Origin of the sequence: Kordia aestuariivivens, from assembly GCF_014397005.1 — a bacterium.
In the GTDB taxonomy this organism is placed as follows: Bacteria; Bacteroidota; Bacteroidia; order Flavobacteriales; family Flavobacteriaceae; genus Kordia; species Kordia aestuariivivens.
Map to the genome: position 1 here is coordinate 76,387 of NZ_JACGWS010000005.1, position 17,530 is coordinate 93,916.

Annotated in this window: 14 protein-coding genes; 7 read left to right on the forward strand and 7 right to left on the reverse strand. The window is 33.2% G+C overall.

Going from position 1 to position 17,530, the window contains the following annotated elements:
- Positions 1 to 12 precede the first annotated feature (12 nt).
- Both H2O64_RS09515 and H2O64_RS09520 read left to right on the forward strand, forming a co-directional pair.
- Entirely contained in the window at positions 13 to 1,764 is a 1,752-nt protein-coding gene (locus H2O64_RS09515; RefSeq protein WP_187561958.1) for a helix-turn-helix domain-containing protein, read from the forward strand.
- A 97-nt stretch (positions 1,765 to 1,861) separates the two neighbouring features.
- Positions 1,862 to 2,134 carry a hypothetical protein gene (locus H2O64_RS09520; protein ID WP_187561959.1) on the forward strand — a complete coding sequence of 91 codons (273 nt, stop codon included), beginning with the start codon at positions 1,862 to 1,864 and terminating at the stop codon, positions 2,132 to 2,134.
- Between the two features lie 110 nt (positions 2,135 to 2,244).
- Here H2O64_RS09520 and H2O64_RS09525 read toward each other — a convergent pair whose 3' ends face one another.
- Both H2O64_RS09525 and H2O64_RS09530 read right to left on the reverse strand, forming a co-directional pair.
- Positions 2,245 to 5,160 (reverse strand): T9SS type B sorting domain-containing protein, encoded by a 2,916-nt coding sequence (locus tag H2O64_RS09525; RefSeq protein WP_187561960.1) that lies wholly within the window; start codon positions 5,158 to 5,160, stop codon positions 2,245 to 2,247.
- A 378-nt stretch (positions 5,161 to 5,538) separates the two neighbouring features.
- On the reverse strand, positions 5,539 to 8,349 hold the full coding sequence (locus H2O64_RS09530) for an FG-GAP-like repeat-containing protein (RefSeq protein WP_187561961.1): 2,811 nt from the start codon (positions 8,347 to 8,349) through the stop codon (positions 5,539 to 5,541).
- 177 nt (positions 8,350 to 8,526) lie between these two features.
- Between H2O64_RS09530 and H2O64_RS09535 the strand changes: the two genes are divergently transcribed.
- Positions 8,527 to 9,387, forward strand: coding sequence for an alpha/beta hydrolase (locus tag H2O64_RS09535; protein ID WP_187561962.1), 861 nt, complete (start codon positions 8,527 to 8,529; stop codon positions 9,385 to 9,387).
- A complete protein-coding gene (locus H2O64_RS09540) occupies positions 9,388 to 10,197 on the forward strand; it encodes an alpha/beta hydrolase (RefSeq protein WP_187561963.1) in 810 nt (269 codons plus the stop codon).
- Between the two features lie 104 nt (positions 10,198 to 10,301).
- Here H2O64_RS09540 and H2O64_RS09545 read toward each other — a convergent pair whose 3' ends face one another.
- From H2O64_RS09545 to H2O64_RS09555, 3 genes are all read right to left on the reverse strand, one after another.
- Positions 10,302 to 11,093, reverse strand: a complete 792-nt coding sequence (locus tag H2O64_RS09545) for a TerC family protein (RefSeq protein WP_187561964.1) — start codon at positions 11,091 to 11,093, stop codon at positions 10,302 to 10,304.
- Between the two features lies 1 nt (position 11,094).
- Entirely contained in the window at positions 11,095 to 11,472 is a 378-nt protein-coding gene (locus H2O64_RS09550; RefSeq protein WP_187561965.1) for a hypothetical protein, read from the reverse strand.
- 70 nt (positions 11,473 to 11,542) lie between these two features.
- Positions 11,543 to 11,953: a helix-turn-helix domain-containing protein gene (locus H2O64_RS09555; protein ID WP_187561966.1), complete on the reverse strand. Its 411-nt coding sequence runs from the start codon at positions 11,951 to 11,953 to the stop codon at positions 11,543 to 11,545.
- A gap of 308 nt (positions 11,954 to 12,261) precedes the next feature.
- On the opposite strand from H2O64_RS09555, the gene H2O64_RS09560 reads away from it, so the two are divergent.
- The 3 genes from H2O64_RS09560 to H2O64_RS09570 all read left to right on the forward strand — a co-directional run bounded on the left by H2O64_RS09560 (position 12,262) and on the right by H2O64_RS09570 (position 16,978).
- Complete coding sequence (locus H2O64_RS09560; protein ID WP_187561967.1) at positions 12,262 to 13,401, forward strand: M14 family metallopeptidase; 1,140 nt, start codon at positions 12,262 to 12,264, stop codon at positions 13,399 to 13,401.
- An 87-nt stretch (positions 13,402 to 13,488) separates the two neighbouring features.
- The gene (locus tag H2O64_RS09565) at positions 13,489 to 13,968 is read left to right on the forward strand and encodes an Lrp/AsnC family transcriptional regulator (protein ID WP_187561968.1); all 480 of its coding nucleotides are present in this window, start codon (positions 13,489 to 13,491) and stop codon (positions 13,966 to 13,968) included.
- A gap of 424 nt (positions 13,969 to 14,392) precedes the next feature.
- Positions 14,393 to 16,978, forward strand: a complete 2,586-nt coding sequence (locus H2O64_RS09570) for a phosphoenolpyruvate carboxylase (protein WP_187561969.1) — start codon at positions 14,393 to 14,395, stop codon at positions 16,976 to 16,978.
- Positions 16,979 to 17,129: 151 nt separating this feature from the next.
- On the opposite strand, the gene H2O64_RS24185 is transcribed toward H2O64_RS09570, so the two are convergent.
- Together H2O64_RS24185 and H2O64_RS24190 are read right to left on the reverse strand one after the other, a co-directional pair.
- Complete coding sequence (locus H2O64_RS24185) at positions 17,130 to 17,255, reverse strand: hypothetical protein (protein ID WP_262890638.1); 126 nt, start codon at positions 17,253 to 17,255, stop codon at positions 17,130 to 17,132.
- A gap of 63 nt (positions 17,256 to 17,318) precedes the next feature.
- Positions 17,319 to 17,444, reverse strand: coding sequence for a hypothetical protein (locus H2O64_RS24190; protein WP_262890639.1), 126 nt, complete (start codon positions 17,442 to 17,444; stop codon positions 17,319 to 17,321).
- Positions 17,445 to 17,530 lie beyond the last annotated feature (86 nt).

A 17,530-nucleotide genomic window follows, 5' to 3' on the forward strand; every position in this document is an offset into this window, starting at 1 on the left:
CAAAACTACTACATGTTGAATGTCAAACAGTATTTCTGTTCTCCAATTTTCAAAATCCTTATTCTATTTTTTTATCTCTGCACAATTTCTAGTGCATTTTCGCAAACAGATTCGTTGGCTACAAAGTCGTATGATGAACTTACGAAGCTTTATGTTCAAAATATAGGTAAAAATCCAGCAACTGCACTTGTATACATGCAAAAAGCTCATGAAGTCGCAAAGCAAACTAATGATACAGCTGAAATTGCAAGAACATTTTATGGATTAGCATACTGTAATTTTTATTTGACGAATAATTCAAAAACATTACAGTATGTAGAGAAAGCCATTCCTTTATTATTAAAAGAAGAGGAGAAAAATGGTGTAATGCTTTATCAATGCTTTAATTTAAAAGGAATGGTGTTTACTGATATGGGTGAAAATTCAAAAGCACTCAATTCACATATAATGGCTAAAGAATACGCCAAGAAAAATAGAAATATTAGAAATGAAATTATAACGGCTTCAAATATTGCATTTATAAAAAAAATGCATAAAAATTATACAGAGGCTATCAAAATTTTCAAAGAAAGCTTAGCTGTTTTAGAGAAATCTAACATTGATGATGAAACAAAATTATCTTATGAACTTTCATTATATGTGAATATCGCTGATACGTATTTGCGTATGAAAGAAACAACAGGTGAAGATTATATTAAAGAAGCTCGGTATTACAGTAATTTGGGTTTGCGAAAATGCTCAAAAACTACACATACAATTGTATATTATAATTTATTACTGACCGAAATTGTTATTCGTTTTGAAGAAGGTATATATCAAGAAAGCATAACATTAGCAGAAGAAGTTGTTACGTATGCTAAAGAAGATAATAATGAAGCTACGTTATGCAACGCCTATTTTTATATAGGAAAAAGTTATGCAAAACTCAAAAAATACCAGCAAGCGATTACGTATTTAGAAATGGTTGATAGTCTAATACAAAAATCTGAAAAGAGCTATTCTAATGAAAGACAACTCAATAGAATACTAGCCGTTTGTTATACAGCTATTGGCGAAATAGAAAAAGGACAAGCGCGTTTGGAACGCTATATAGGACTATTTGATCAAGAAAGAGTTGATGATGTCAAAGTAATGAATGAAGTATATGTTAAAAATGATATTCCTGAATTGATATCAGAATTAGAGGAATTAAAAAAAATTATACTTGCAACGGAAAAGAAAAAACAACAACTATATTTTATTGCAGGAATATTAACTGTTTTATTAATTTTTAGTATTGGATGGTATCGAAAAAAAGTAAAAAAAGTAAAAAAACACGTTTCAGATGTATTAAAAAAGGTTGCTGAATTAGAAAAAATACAAGTGCAGGAAAAAAATAAAACATCTACTATTTCAGAAAAAGTAACTGACCAAAAAGCAGCTTTGATTCTTGAAAAGCTTAAAAAATTTGAAGAAAAAGAAGAATACCTATCGATCGATTGCAGCTTGAGTTATGTTGCGGATAAACTACAATCTAATACATCCTATATTTCGAATGTGATTAATAATTACAAACATAAAACCTTCAAGGCATATATAACCGAATTACGAATTAATGCTGCATTGATACGCTTGAAAAATGATGATAAATTGCGTTCGTACACCATACAAGCCATTGCCGAAGAATTTGGGTTTAAACGCCAAGAAACGTTCTCAAAAGCATTTAAACAAGAAACGGGAATTTATCCTTCTCAATACCTAAAAAAGCTTCGTGAAAAGGAATAAAACAATTGATAGTTTATGAACTGTCAATGCATAAACTTTCGTAGCAATGTGTTTTAATGTTACTTTGTTCACAGTAACATTAAAACTCAAATAAATTATGAAAAAACAAAATTTTAAATTATTAAAACTTAAAAAACATAAAGTTTCTAAATTAAACATGCTAAATAAATATGGAGGCGCAGATACTGAAACTGAAACTACTGGTGCAGGAACTACGTTTTATCCAACAATGGCAAGTTGTTATGAAACAGAGGAAATATGCGAAACAATACATGTAGGAAGCTGTGTTACAGTTGATACCACTAAAACTATAGGAAACAACTCTTTTGGGGAATCTTGCAATGGGCTCAACACAGGCGTAGGTTGTTAAAATTTTCAGACTAAAATAAAAGCAGTTAACTTTATACTTTTCGTATAGCGTTAACTGCTTTTTTATGATGTATATTTGAATCGTTTATTTTGGATGCGATTCTTACAAAGTTATCGCTTTAAGGTAAAGTGTCCTTTATACGACAATCCATTGCTGGGGCGTTCTACCAAAAACCAATAATCGGATGATGGCATTTGCTTTCCATTGTAAGTTCCGTCCCAACCTTGTGATTCTGGTTTTAGAATTTTTAATAATTTTCCATATCTATTAAATATATAAATACGTAAATCTAGTTCATACTCTGAAGAAATTATTTGCCAAAAATCATTGAATCCATCGCTATTTGGTGTGAAAAACCCAGGGTAGAATAGTAGGCTTACTTCTTGACTTACCACACCACAACCATTTTTATCTCTTACATAAACGGTTAGATTTCCAGCTAATAGATTCATGAAAATTGGGCTGTCTTGATAGTTGAATCCATCAATAGAATATTCGTAATCACCAATTCCTTCCGCAATAATCTCAACTTGATTGCTATTAAATGTCCAATCTTGAATGATGACATCGGTTATGACAGCTTCATCTGACTCTATAACGCGTATGGTTTGTGTATTACTACAACTTACAGCTGGCGATGAAGCATAATTAGTGGTGACAGTTACTGTGTAAATTCCCGGTTCGGTTACCGTAATTGATGTTGTCGTTTCTCCTGTTGACCACAAATATTCGTCAAAACCTCCATCCGCACTAATGGTCACACTTTCGTTCGTACATAAGTACGATATCATTTCGCTTGTGTCAACATTAGGAACATCTTTAACTTCTATAAAAAACGAAGTCGTATCAAAGCAAGTTGGTTCTACATCATTTTCGATGCGAACAAAAATTTCTTGTGGGTTAGTATCGTTAGAGAAATTCGTAGAAATTTCATTTGTATCTGCATCAGCATCTACTTGTGACGTATAATATTTAATAGAGAATGCGCCAGTTTGCCCATTTGCAATGAATACATCTTGAACACTTAAATCAAATAACTCAGTACCATCATTACTAACATCATCACACACAATTAAATCGTTTACAGCATTTGCCACATATTGTGTTTGTAATATGAATGTGAAATCAGTCACCACAAAACAGGTTGAGTTTTGACTGTTTTCTTTTCGAGCAAAAATGGTTTGCGTGGCATTTTGAATTGTATAATTTGCAGATAATCTGTTTGTGTCAAGATCCGCATCGGCCATCGTTTCATAATAATATACATCAAAATCTGAAGCATTTTGAGCGCCTAAAACTTGACTTGTAAATTGAGATAAACTTACAGATTCTTGCGTATCATTAAAAGTATCACAAATACTGATATCAGCAATAGTTTCTGGAACTGGACTCAAGTTTATAATGAACCTAAAACTACTTATAGCATAACAGTTTGGATTATCAATGTTGAATACTTTTACAAATATTTCCTGATTATTATTTGAACTGGTATAATTTGTTGGTAATACATTCGTATCATTTACTGCATCATCCATGGTTTCGTAATAGCTAACATCAAAATTGCTTCCTATCGGTTGTCCTAATAACGCTTCTGCATCTTTAGTACTTAAATCTAGCGTTTCGCTGCCATCATTGGAAACATCATCACACACAATAACATCTGCAATTGAATTTGCAATTGGAAGATCATAAATTGTAACTGTGCTCGTTCGGGTTATGGATTGTGTTGGCGAATTTACGGTAACACTTATCATATAAACTCCAGGAGAAGCATAGGTATGTGTAGGATTTTCTAGGGTAGACGTTGTAGAATCTCCAAAATCCCATAAAACGGAAACAAGTGTTTCGTTCGCATTAACCGTGAATGCTGTTGCATCTCCGAAACAAGTTTCAGTAGTCTGAATTCCAACGTTTAAAAATGATTGTATAAATGGAGGAAGTCCTTGTTTGCACATTCTGCCATTCAAATCAACAGCTTGATTTACATAGTTACAGGCAACTCCGTCAGCTTCTGGATCGTTTATTGCGCCCATAAAAGTTCTGTCTGGACGCGCATAATAAATTTTTCCATCGGTAGCCAATTGCAGTGCTCCACGTTCTTGAGTTTCAGAATGAATTAAGACTCTTGAAGCTTGAACATCTGCGGCAGACAACGTAAATTGAAATAAGGATGTTGATCCATTAGAAACGCCACCAGTAGAAACATATAGCTTTTCTGAGCTCGCTGAAAATTCAGCGCAATATGGCCTACCATTTGTTTGTAATTGCTCTATTTCTGGACTTACGATTCCTGATGTATTCTCAAAACGATGCATACAAACATGATTTAAAATTTGATTGCAATTGACAATTTTTTGTGAGTCAGGCGAAATTTTTAAATATCCTCTTCCGTCCGAACTAGAACAACTTGGATACGACGATGTAACTGAAACCGTATTAATTCCTGAATCTGTTATTCTATAAGCATGGTATGTATTAAAAGTAGTTTCATTTCCTGTTAGTCCTGCGTATGCAATAACCCAATATCCATTTCCGTCATCATTTATGGCAGCTATTTTCTCTGCGCTTTTTCGTAATAATTCTATATTTTTTTGTCCAGCAACGATATCACCAGTCCCGCCATTCAGCGTAAGATCAACAACACTATAAAAAAGACCTCCATCACTTGCATTATGATTCACACTAAAAATATAATATCGAGTGGTATCATTTGGGAAAGGCACAATAATACCAGATTGAGAGCTTGAAGGATTCCCTTGCAATCCTGTTCCGTTTGGCATAATATTGTGGTTTACGTCCCAAACAGTAATTCCGTCCGTATAAAATAGGAGTTGTCCTGAAGAATCTGAGATTGTTGCACAACCTTCAAGAGTATCAATTTGTCCATCAGTAATTGCAACAGGTGTTCCGCTATTAAAATCTAAACCCGCATTTTCCCCAAAATACCAGATGTTGGCTTCGCCTTGTGAAAAACAAAAAGTACTACTTAATACAATACAGGCAAACAGGATAATTTTATACTTCATATTAATAATTTAAAAATAAATTTTGTGGGTTACTACAAAAGATTTTAAGGCGGGGGAATGTAAATTTAATTGTTTTTTTGCAAAAATCTATTCTTACAGTGCTATTAAGTTTACAAGAAACTTCAAAATAATCGTAAAATTTGGAAGAATTACGATCTAAAACATCAAAAAACGAAAGTATGAATGTTATAGGTAGATTATAGTGAAGATTAAAAATTCATGAAATTTGTATCAATACAGATTTATATATGAATATGATCGCCCATGAATCAGGTGTAATTTGTGAACTATTTTATTAAAAAATAAAAGCAGTTGACTTTGTACTTTTTGTATAGCGTCAACTGCTTTTTTACTGAACTATTTTTCTAAAAGATAATACTATTTTTTTATAATTTTAAATATACTATTATTAGCAATTTTTAAAATATAAAAACCTTTAGAGAGCTTCGAAAAGTCAATTTCACCATCTTTTTGAACAATTCCTTTTGTAATTAATTTTCCTTCTAAACTGTAAATAGAAAAACTAGCTTCAGAGTTAAGTCCGCTAACTTTTAACATATTTGAAACTGGATTCGGAAATGCTTTCATGTCAATATGTATAGCTTCTTCAAATAACAAATCTTGTTGCGCATTCGCTCTTGATACGGGACTGTTTTTTTCTAGAACAACCATTGTATTTGTAATATTATCACAATTATAAATACCTTCTTTAATTTGTAGGTTTCCAGAGCTATTTTCATAATATCTATAAATCAATCCGTACTGAAAAGAAATAACTAATTCTTCCGTATCATCATTATTAAAATCTCCAACTGCTAGTGCTTTTACTGATTGATTATGATTATAGAAAGGGCCGTTGATATTGGCTGTAAGCACTCCTGAAACATTTTCTTTATATCTCCAAATTGTATCATCGTCAAGAGCAATAATTAACTCATCTTTCATGTCATCATCAAAATCTCCAGCTTTTATATTTAGAGCATTGCTGGCACTAGCATAAACTGTTTCGTTTGTAACCGACAAAGTTCCGCCTATATTTTCTTCTTTATACCTTTTAATTACTCCATGATCATAAAGTAGTATCAATTCTTCATTCTCGTCACCATCAAAATCTCCAGATTCTAGTGCTGTAACGAATTGGTTTGGAATGTAATTTATAGGATGTAATATAGGAGCTAAATCCCCAGGAGTGTTCACTCTGTATCTTCTAATTGAACCATCATCAAAGGCGACTATAAGCTCATCTTTTCCATTATTATTAAAATCTAACGCTTTCATAGCTTGTATAGTTCTACTCGTATTTGAGTAAAAAGTTTCAATAAGTGTCAAATCTCCGCTTAAATCTTCTTCATATCTGCGAATTTCTCCGTTATCCAGCGCGACAATAAGTTCGTCTTTACCGTTATCGTTAAAGTCTCCACTTTCAAGCGTGAGTGTTAATACTCCATCGTCGTAAATTCGTTCGCTTGTAGTCAGTCTTCCATCAGTATTCTCGGTGTATCTGTAAATGTTTCCGTATTCAAATGAAATAATTGCTTCATCATCTCCATCACCACTAAAATCTCCAGAAACCATCTGATAACTTTCTTGTTCGTGTATGTAAAAGTTATCTACTCTAACTAACTTATCACCAGCAGGAACATCATCTTGATGAAAAGCACTAATTAATTTATTTTCAAAAGAAACAATTAACTTATCGTTTGTGTATTGCGTTCCTGGGAAGTTTCCGTTTATGGCATCTCTGTTTAAATACAGAGCAAGATCGTAAAATTGTTGTACTGCCAAACTCGCTGGATCTTGTATAATACCATAAGCCATACCATCAATCATTTTATTAAGTCTATCAATATCTGTTGGGAGTAATGTTGTTTTTAAATTATTCTTTGAAACAATAAGACTTCTTAGTATTTGTGCTCCAATCACGGCACTAGTACCTAAATCACCAGGATCGTAATCACTAGATTCCCTATGATATTTAGCAACTTTGAAATCGGTAGTCAATCTTGTTTGGCTTAATTCTCCATAATAAGAATCAGCCGGTAAGTCTACAAAGAATGGTTCAAAAGTGGTATTCTCCAAGCCATTAATTGTACCATTGTAGTCAATTAAATGATTGATGCTAGCAATCACTTTTTTCCTTGCATTAGCTTTCAGCGTTGGATCACTTAACCTCCGGTATAGTTGTGCTATGCCTTCAATCATAATACCATGATAATCTAATTCTGAATCGTGCCATCTTTCATAGGCATCGTATACTCTTGGATTTACATTTGGAAGAGCAGTTTCCGTATAGCTTCTATCTCTTCCAAAACTTTTCCATGAACCATCTACTTGAAATCCTTCATTCCATGCATATGTACTAGACCAATCTTGCGCATAGTGCCATTGTGTAGAAGTATTTACATCTGATCGCAATGGATGTCCTACATTCAATAATTCACTTCCCTTATTTACTAAAAAATCTTTACTTGCTTGGTCATTGTAGGCATCTATGTGCTTGCTTAAAGCCATAAAAGCGGTAGCGGTTAAATTAAAATATTGATTATTATACTCAGGATATGCGAGAAGTTCATTTTTTGCTTGTAGAATGCGATCTTCAAACTCAGTTTCCGAGATAGGCATTATGGGCTCATTAGGATTATTATAACAAACAGTTTTTAAAAATTTTCGAGCATCAAGATATGCCTCTAAAGCAATACCTGTTGTTAACGCATTCACTATATCCGTACTTGTAGTGTTTGAACCAAAACCTCCGTGAGATAAGTTACAAGGGTTTGGTATTACAGACCCTGCATAGCATTGTTCTCCAAGTAATAATTCAAAATAGTCTTTAAAAAATTCTAAGTGGTCATCTTTTTTATCTTCATCTCCTATATTTTCAAAGTAATAATAAAATAAAATATGTGATTGTACTCTTCTAGCATAATAAACATTAGGGTTTCCACCATCTAAATTATCATTTTCAAGCTCAGCAAGACGATAAGTCATTAAGTTTTCAATATGGCTGACTACTAAATCATTGTTAATTGTAAAAATTGCTGGGTCATCAGGGCTTAAAAGACTATATCTTAGTTCGACATCTAAGGCATCTATAGTTGAACTTGGAATTACATGAATTTCATTAATTACTTGCGCTTTTATCGTGAATGCACACAATAGTAAAAAAATAATAAATAGTGTTTTTTTCATGGGTTTATATATTTTTGGTTAATTATTATTCGCGCAAATATTAAATTAAATTTATACTTAACATTGCGTTTCTCTCAAGTAAAGCTGTAGTTGCAGTACTTATGAAGTAAAAATAAGTGAATACTTATATTTTTCCTAAAGATTTCCTATCTTAAACCTCTAAAAACACACGTATAAATGTCATATTGGGCAATCGGAATCATCATTTTTATCATCGTTTATATTCTTGCGAATGTAGCCTTATACTTTCTGCAAGAACGTTTTATTTTTAAAGCGGAAAAGTTGCCGAGCGATTTTAAGTTCGATTATGAAAATCAACTCTTTGATGAATATAATATAGAAGTCGATCCTGGCGTAAATATCAACGGAATTCACTTTAAAGTGAAAAATCCAAAAGGTGTAGTTTTATACCTAAAAGGAAACTCTAGAAGCATTAAAGGTTGGGGAAAGTTTGCGGTAGACTTTACACGACACGGTTTTGATGTATTAATGGTAGATTACCGTGGATATGGTAAAAGCACAGGAAAACGCACGGAAGCAGGAATTAAGAGGGATTTACAATATGTGTACGATCGATTAAAAGACCAAGTAGATGAACGATTCATCACGCTTTATGGAAGATCGTTAGGATCTGGTTTTGCAACGAAATTAGCATCAAATAACAATCCTCGACTGCTCATCCTCGACGCGCCATATTACAGTGTCAAACACATTACAAAACGTTTTTTACCCATCATGCCAATGGCGTTAATCTTACGATTTCCAGTAAAAACTTATCGTTGGATTGAATATGTAAAATGTCCGATCAAAATCATTCATGGAACAAGTGATAAGCTCATTCCATTCAAAACAAGCGTAAAGCTTTCTAAAATTAATCCGAATTGGACACGTTTATATCCTGTGATCGATGGCGGACACAATAATATGCATACATATCCGCAATATCATCGCTTCCTAGAAGAAATATTACACTCAGAATTGCCTAAAGAAATAGATCCGCAAACCTCAAGTCTAAACTTCAGAAGAAAAAAGGAGTAAATGAAGTATCTAAAATATCTAAAATTTGCAGGTATTGCGATCATTATAGTATATTTGTTCACTACAATGATGCTACTCAATTTTCAAGAACAACTTATATTTCGCAGCGAATCTTTGCCACAAGATCACGTATACACTTCCGAAGTTCCTTTTGAAGAATTATTCTTAAAAGCTTCTGATGGCGCAGTATTAAATGGATTGCACTACAAACAGGCAAATCCGAAAGGAGTGTTATTATACTTTCATGGAAATGCACAAACACTTGAATATTGGGGAAAATGGGCAGAAGAACTTTCTGGTCGGTATCAATACGATGTCGTCATTATGGATTATCGCGGATATGGTAAAAGTAGTGGTAAACGCAGTCACAAAGCGATGCTTGCGGACGGTTTGTTATTTTATGACTATTGTCAAACGAAATTTTCTGCAACTCAAATCACGATCTTTGGTCGTTCACTTGGTGGTGCGTTTGCAACGCATGTAGTTAAAGAACGCTCCGTTAAATTATTACTATTAGAATCTACATTTACGAGTGTATATGACATTGCGAGCAAAAGTTTCTGGTTTTTACCCTTAAAATGGTTGTTGCAATATCCTTTTCAGAACAATGAAAACATTCAGCAGATTTCCATCCCAACGTACATCATTCATGGAACAAAAGATATGGTTGTTCCTTATGAACACGGACAAAAACTCTATAAAAAGTCGGGTAGTGGTACTAAAAAAATCTATACCATAGAAGGTGCGTTGCACAACAACTTAGTCACGTATCCTGAATATTTTCAAGCATTGGATGAGATTTTGAAGTAGCTTTTGAAATTATAAATGTAAGATGCTAAATTTTAAATGTAAAAGTAAAACTTACCTAATACCTAATACCTAATACCTAATACCTAATACCTAATACCTAATCCTTAAGCCGTTTTCCGCTTCGCCATCCGCAAATTCAAAAATTCTACCATTAACGAGAAGGCAATAGCGAAATACAAATATCCTTTAGGAATTGCGCCCACAGATTGTCCAAACACTTTTAAATGTGAAATATGCGCCGATTCTGCAATCAGCATAAATCCGATCAAAATTAAAAATGACAATCCTAAAATCTGAATTGAAGGATTCTGGTTTACAAAATTCCCCACAGGATTTGCAAACAACATCATAATAATCACTGAAACAACTACGGCGATCACCATAACAACTAACGCGTCTGTTGGATTTTCAGAAATTCCATTCGTCATTCCGATTGCTGTCAAAATTGAATCAAAAGAAAACACAATATTAATCATGGTAATCTGCACGATTGCTTTGGTCAATGTTGTAGAACGATGACTTTTTACTTCGCGTTCGTCATGCTCACGATCGACAACTTTTTCATGGATTTCTTTGGTACTTTTATACAAAAGAAAAAGTCCGCCTGCAAACAATATCAAGGCTTGCCAGCTGATTCCACCAGAAATCCAACTTTTATTAAGATGCCAAAAAGGTGCTTTCATCGCTACCAAGAATGAAATCCCAAAAAGCAGCACAATCCGCATCACCATTGCCAAAACCAAGCCAATATTAGTCGCTTGCTTGCGAAGTTTATCAGGTAACTTTCCTGCGGCAATAGAAATAAAAATAATATTATCAATACCTAAAACAATTTCTAACAAGGTCAGCGTAATAATGGCTGCCCAAACATCGGGATTTGCGAAAATTTCGAACATACTACTTTATTTTTTTAACGGTTCCACGTTTTTTTGTTGATTGATCTTCTAACAATGAATATTCAAGCAAATATGAATCTTCTTTCGTAGAAATAATCTTCATCTGAATAGGCTTGCTATCTGCAAAATCAATAGGATGGAGCTTTCTGCCTATAAACTCACAATCGGTCACCCAACGAATGGTAAACGTATCAATCTTATTATCATAATAATCAATGCTTAAGCTATCTGTACGTATAGATTTCCCTGTTTTGGTTTCTCCATTAATTTCGTATGTAAATTCAAAAGTTCCTATTTGGAAGTCTTTACAATTTTGTTCTACGTTATAACATGAAGTTGTCAATATTAAGATGCAAATACTAAAAATGAAGTTTTTCACGAATGTGTAGTTTAGGTGTGAATGTAAATACAAAGAAACTAAAAATTAAGATTGCTGGAAAGGAATGCGCTTATTTTTGATATGCTTCAAAAGTTCCGTCGGTGTAAAAAATAACAATCTTGTCAATTATTTTCCCGTTCTCCGGAATGGTGGATGCAACTTTTTCACCCAAAGGAAATGATTGTTGAATTGATTGCTGTTCAATTTTTGGACGCGAAGTTGAAGTTGGAGTACTTACATTTTCTGCGGAAGTAATTTTTGGAAAACTTCCTTTTCCATTCATTAACCAATACAATTCTACCTCTGGAAAATTCCCTAAAATCTTCATGATAAATTCCAAACTTGGCTTATTTCTACCAGATAAAATATGTGAAATACTAGAGCGCTGTACCGCTAACTTATCGGCAAATGCAGACGCCGAAAGTCCGTAATATTCAATGACTTTTTTTAATCTTTTTGAAAAATCGGTAGTGTTTATCATTGTAAACAATTGTTAGCGTGTAATTGTGTTTACAAAAGTAAATAGATTGTGCAAAGCAACCAAATAAACTTTGTTAATTCATTGCTAACGGTTATAAATTACTTTAAGTAATGTTGTTTAAAATATTGAAATACAGATATTTAATACATAAAATGTTTAATTACTATTATCTACTACATCTTTGTGTGCTTGCATGGCTCATAATAATGGATACTTGTTTACAATAATAAACACACTTGTAACATAAGCATGTTTACAATTGTAAAATAAACAATGTTTACATTTGTAATCTGTAATCAGAACAATTTATGTACACACATCACTTATCAAATTGGTATCGCACACATTTTGAAGCAACTTTACACGGTCGTTACATCACGCTCGAACATATATCTTCCCTATTGGAAAAACTGCCAAAAAAATTCAATCTAACACAAATTGGAGTTTCAGTTTTAGAGCGCCCTATTCATTCCCTAACAATCGGAAATGGAACGAAAAAAATATTGATGTGGTCACAAATGCACGGAAACGAATCCACAACTACGAAAGCCGTTTTTGATTTAATAAACTTTTTAAATGAACCTTCAGCTGTTGCAGAAACTATTTTAAGCAACTGTACAATCTGTATCATTCCGATGTTAAATCCGGATGGAGCTGCAGCGTATACACGTATAAATGCGAATGAAATTGACTTAAATCGAGATGCGCAAGTGCGTTCACAACCAGAAAGTGTGGTATTAAGAACTATATATAATGAGTTTCAACCTGACTTTTGCTTCAATCTTCATGGGCAACGAACGATATTTAGTGCTGGAAATTTTGATAAATCGGCGATAGTGTCTTTTTTAACGCCTTCGGAAGACGCAGCGAGATCAATTACTCTAAATCGTCAGAAAAGCATGGAAATCATTGTTAAAATGAACGAAATGCTGCAAAAACTCATCCCAAATCATGTAGGAAGGTATGATGATGGTTTCAATCTGAATTGTGTTGGCGATACGTTTCAATCACTTGGAACACCAACTATTTTATTTGAAGCTGGGCATTTCCCTGATGATTACCATCGTGAAAAAACACGAGAATTGATTTTTTATGCAATGATCGATGCAATTCAATATATTGCTTCCAATGAAATTAAAGGAAGGTTTACAGACGCTTATTTTGAAATTCCTGAGAATGAAAAACTACATTATGACCTTGTGCTAAAAAACGTTCAAACGGACCAAAATGAAACTTTTGATCTTGGCGTGATGTACGAAGAAATCCTAAATAATGGCAAAATTGACTTTGAACCGTACATTGAAGACAAAAAAATGCTAAAAAAATCGTTCGCACACAAAATAATTGATTTTCAGGAGCCAATCGCTCAGACCTATATATTTCAATCGTTTTCGTTGGATGTTGACGTTATGGAATATTTAAGAAAATTCAATAAAATTGACAATTAGTTAACATATCTTATGTTGTTTTATGCATTATTATTCGATTTTTTTTGTTTTTTTTGCATTATCTTTAAAAAATAATATAAGATAATCATGGCAAAATTTAGGTTAGATGAAGTAGATCATCAGATATTAGACATGTTGATTGAGAATACTAGAATTCCATTTACAGACATCGCAAAAAAATTATTAATTTCTGCAGGAACGGTTCACGTTCGTGTGAAAAAATTAGAAGAAGCTGGAATCATTAAAGGTTCTTCCTTAACGTTAGACTATCAAAAATTAGGATATTCATTTATCGCGTATGTGGGTATTTTCTTGGAAAAAACCTCGCAAACCAAATTTGTGTTAAACAGAATACATGAAATTCCATATATCACGGTAGCTCATATTACGACAGGAAAATTTAATATCTTCTGTAAAGTACGTGCAAAACATACCAAACATGCCAAAGACATCATTTTTATGATTGATGATATTGAAGGTGTATCGCGTACAGAAACAATGATTTCACTAGAAGAAAGTATCAACGATAAAAACCGTTTGATGCACTCAATCTTTAATGATTTATAAAAAGACAACGAAATAATAGCATAAACCCTTGCGCTTTTCGTGTAAGGGTTTTTTTATTAGTGAAACTTAATTTGTAGCAGTCTGAAAGACGAACTAGAAATTATTAGTTGAACTAATCCTGATGAAAATCAGGATCTTATGACTTAATTTGTAGCAGTCTGAAAGACGAACTAGAAATTATTAGTTGAACTAATCCTGATGAAAATCAGGATCTTATGACTTAATTTGTAGAAGTCTGAAAGACGAACTATAAATTACTAGTTGAACTAATCCTGATGAAAATCAGGATCTTATGACTTAATTTGTAGCAGTCTGAAAGACGAACTATAAATTATTAATTAAGCGAATCCATTTAAAAATTAGAATCTAAGGTTTTAAACCTTTCATTTGAATAAACATCTTTTAATACCAAAATACCAAACTTATGTCTCGCAAGCCAAAACTAGAGCGTTTTCAAGAAAATATATCTTCTAAATATCAAATTTACAACAGTATTTTTATGACGTTGCCTTTTGATGAAATCTCCAATACAGGTGTGTTATTGCCTTTATTTAGTGAGATTTGTGAAAAAGGGTACGCAATTGACAAAAATCCAACAGAAATTGTAGACAAATTTTTTGAACGTTATGTAGAAGATAAAGACGAAAAGGAAAAAACTAATTTGCTCTTTCGATTTATTCAATATATTGAACGTCAGGTAGTTTTATTTGATGCGGTAGAAGATGCTTCGTTTCCAATTGTGAATAATATGGATGGACGAGGAACGTTGCGAAATATAAAGGAAGAAGCAGAAGAAAAAGGCAAACTAGACGCATTAAAAATTCATTTAAAGCGCTTTAAAATTCGCCCTGTATTGACGGCGCATCCAACGCAGTTCTATCCTGGGCAGGTTTTAGGAATCATTACGGATCTCGCGGAAGCGATTGAAAAAAATGATTTATTATCCATTAAAAAATTATTAGCGCAATTAGGAAAAACTCCTTTCTTTAAAAAAGAAAAACCAACACCTTATGACGAAGCAGTGAGTTTAATTTGGTATTTGGAGAACGTTTTCTATCATGCGGCAAGTAAAATATACAATTACATTCAGCAAAATATATTTAAGGACGAGGAAATTGACAACCAAGTTATTGATTTAGGCTTTTGGCCAGGTGGTGATCGTGATGGAAATCCTTTTGTAACGACTGAAATCACACTAAAAGTAGCCGAACGTTTGCGGAGTACGATTTTGTTAAATTATCATCGCGACATTCGTAAACTTAAGCGTAGACTTACATTTGATGGTGTAGAGAAGCGTTTGGCGCGATTGGAAACGATGTTCTACAAGAACGTGTATTTGCGAAAAGAAGATGGAATGTTGTCGTTAGATGAGTTTGAAAAAGAACTGAAAGCGATCAGGCATGTGGTTGTTACAGATCATAAGTCCTTATTCTGTGCGGAGATTGATGATTTAATTAATAAAGTAAAGCTTTTTGGATATCACTTTGCGATGTTAGACATTCGTCAAGATTCACGTGTGCATCAAGGTGTATTTGAAAACATTGTGAGTACTATGAAAACTAAAGGAACTGCTTTGTTTTCAGGAAGCTACATAAATGTAACCGAAGAAGAAAAAATAAAATTACTTTCAGAAGTAACCCAAGTTATTCAGCCTGAATATTTTGAGGATGAAATTACAAATTCAACAATTTCGTCTATTTATGCAATGAAAACCATTCAAGCTCGTAATGGTGAACGCGGCGCAAATCGATATATAATCAGTAACAATCAATCGGCATTACATGTTATGGAAGCATTTACCATGTTGCGTTTGTGCGATTGGAAACAACCAAATGTTGACGTTTCGCCATTATTTGAAACGGTTCCTGATTTGCAAGCAGCGCAAGCAGTCATGCGAACTTTATATGAAAATGAAGCGTATGCAGCGCATTTAAAAGCACGTGACAACAAACAATACATAATGTTAGGTTTCTCTGATGGAACGAAAGATGGTGGCTATTTAATGGCAAACTGGAGTATTTTTAAAGCAAAAGAAGAACTCACAGCAGTTTCTCGTGAATATGGCATTAAAGTAATCTTCTTTGATGGTAGAGGCGGACCGCCAGCACGTGGAGGCGGAAAAACACACCAATTCTATGCGTCTTTAGGAAGTACGGTTGAAGATGAAGAAATTCAATTAACAGTGCAAGGACAAACAATTAGTTCAAACTTTGGAACCTTGGATTCGTGTCAATACAACTTAGAGCAATTGTTGAGTTCAGGAATCTCAAACGAAATATTTTCAAACACTACTGCAGAATTTTCACAAGATGATAAAAAGACCATGGAAGCACTTGCTTCGGTAAGTTATGACACGTATGTTGCCTTTAAAAAGCATCCGATGTTTTTACCGTATTTGGAGCGAATGAGTACGTTGAAATATTATGCAAAGACCAATATTGGAAGTCGTCCATCAAAACGTTCTAAGTCTAAAGAGTTCAATTTCTCAGACTTACGTGCCATTCCGTTTGTAGGAAGTTGGAGTCAACTCAAGCAAAATGTTCCAGGATTTTATGGTGTTGGAACTGCGCTAGAAGAGATGGAGAAAAAAGGAGAATTTGATCAAGTATTAACATTATATAAAAACTCTGCATTTTTCCGCACATTACTTGAAAACAGTATGATGAGCTTAACGAAGTCTTTCTTTAAGTTAACCGCATATATGAAACAAAATGAGGAGTTTGGAGAATTTTGGAGCATCATTTTTGAAGAGTATGAACGTACAAAAGCAATGTTACTAAAAGTAACTGGCTATGATGAATTAATGCAAAATCAGCCCGCTGGAAAAGCGTCAATTCATGCGCGTGAAAAGATTGTTTTACCGTTGTTAACGATTCAACAATTTGCATTGCGCAAAATACAAGAATTACAAAAAGATCCAGAAGCAAATGAAGCCGAACTAAAAGTATATGAAAAAATGGTGACACGTTCGTTGTTTGGAAACATTAACGCGAGTCGAAATTCAGCGTAGCTTCGACAAGCTCAGCTACCGCTTTGAATGTTAGACTTCTTAGAAGTTTAAAAAAGGAGATTATACACTATAAAAAAAACATTCAGGCTTACTTTAATACAGTTAATCTGAATGTTTTTATGTTGCAGCATACTGTTATAAACAAGAGTGATTATACGTCACCTTCATTTGTAACAGTACCTAAGTTAGTAATAGGTACATCTTCACTTCCGTTATTTCCTCCAATAATTTTTATTGTTGTAACATTTGGCAATTGAAATTTTTTAAATTTTTCCATAATTGATATGATTTTAAAATTAATTAAATAGTATTAAAGCTTATTTCGTTAAAATAGGAGTGATTATGCGTCACCTTCATTTGTAACAGTACCTAAGTTAGTAATAGGCCCTTCTTCATCTTCTCCATTGCCTCCAATTATTCTTACTGTTGTAACATTTGGCAATTGAAATTTTTTAAATTTTTCCATAATTGATATGATTTTAAAAGTTAATAATAACTCAATAGTAGTGAAAATGCGAAGTTGATGCTAATAAAGCCTACCACAATTCCTTG